Raw genomic sequence first — 1,643 nt, 5'->3', positions numbered from 1 at the left:
ACCAGGTACTTACCAGGGCACCTACCCGAGTACCTACGCAGGTACCCACCGGCGCGGGAATAAGCACCCCCGAAGGCACGTTACACCCGACGGACAGCGCGCTAGCACAAGCCTGCTGGCGCATCCACTCACGTTGTGAAAGGACACCCCACGTGGCAGAGAACTTCCAGTGGACTGAAACCGACCAGCGCGCCGTAGATACCGCACGTATCCTCGCCGCAGACGCCGTAGAAAAGGTCGGATCCGGTCACCCCGGCACCGCAATGAGCCTGGCGCCGGTCGCCTACCTGCTCTTCCAGAAGGTCATGAACCAGGATCCCTCCGACGACCGCTGGGAAGGCCGTGACCGCTTCATCCTCTCCCCCGGCCACACCTCCCTCACCCTGTACACTCAGCTGTTCCTCGGCGGCTACGGCCTCGAAATGAAGGACCTGGAAGCCCTGCGCACCTGGGGTGCCCTCACCCCCGGCCACCCCGAATACAAGCACACCAAGGGTGTAGAAATCACCACCGGCCCGCTCGGCCAGGGCCTGGCATCCGCCGTCGGTTTCGCCTACGCACAGCGCCGTATGCGCGGCATGTTCGACCCCGAAGCAGCACCGGGCACCTCCCCCTTCGACCACCACGTCTACGTCATCGCCTCCGAGGGTGACGTGCAGGAAGGCGTCACCGCCGAGGCGTGCGCGCTCGCAGGTCACCAGGAGCTCGGCAACCTGATCGTCGTCTGGGACCGCAACCACATCTCCATTGAGGAAGACACCGACGTTGCCTTCACCGAGGACGTAGCAAAGCGCTACGAGTCCTACGGTTGGGATGTTCAGCGCGTGGACTGGACCCGCACCGGCGACTACGTTGAGGACGTCGCAGAACTGTACGCAGCTATTGAGCGTGCGAAGGCTGTCACCGACAAGCCCTCCTTCATCGAGCTGCGCACCATCATCGGCTACCCCGCCCCCACCAAGCAGAACACCGGCGCAGTGCACGGCTCCAAGCTCGGCGCTGAAGAGGTTGCCGCAACCAAGGAACTGCTCGGCTTCGACCCCGCCAAGAGCTTCTTCATCGAGGAGAACGTTCTGGCACACACCCGCCAGCTCGTTGAGCGCGGCGCAGCGGCACACAAGGCATGGGACGAAAAGTTCGAGGCATGGGCTAAGGCAAACCCCGAGCGCGCCGAACTGTACAAGCGCCTCGTCGCAGGCGAACTGCCCGCAGACTACAAGGCTTCCTTCCCCGTGTTCGAGGCTGGCACCTCCGTGGCAACCCGCGCGGCATCCGGCACCGTCATCAACGCTATCGCTGACACCTTCCCCGAACTGTGGGGCGGCTCCGCTGACCTCGCCGGTTCGAACCTGACCACCATCAAGGGTGCAGAGTCCTTCAACCCGGCATCGCGCACCACCGAAGACTGGACCGGCAACCCCTACGGCCGCGTGCTGCACTTCGGTATTCGCGAGCAGGCTGCCGCAGCAATCGTCAACGGCATCGTGCTCTCCTCCCCGACCCGCGCGTTCTCGGGCACCTTCTTCGTGTTCTCCGACTACCAGCGCCCGGCTGTTCGCCTCTCCGCACTGATGGGCGTTCCCGCACTGTACGTGTGGACCCACGACTCCATCGGCGTGGGCGAGGACGGCCCGACCCACCAG

1 protein-coding gene is annotated in these 1,643 nt (G+C 64.6%); it reads left to right on the top strand.

Annotated features, from left to right (window positions below):
- Positions 1-152 precede the first annotated feature (152 nt).
- Positions 153-1,643: transketolase (locus Q0216_RS07120; protein WP_298594073.1), on the top strand; the 1,491-nt coding region annotated here is incomplete at its 3' end.

Origin of the sequence: uncultured Rothia sp., assembly GCF_937976295.1 — a bacterium.
Classification (GTDB): domain Bacteria; phylum Actinomycetota; class Actinomycetes; order Actinomycetales; family Micrococcaceae; genus Rothia.
Note: the sequence above shows the minus strand (reverse complement) of the source record. Positions and strands in the feature narration are given on the sequence as shown.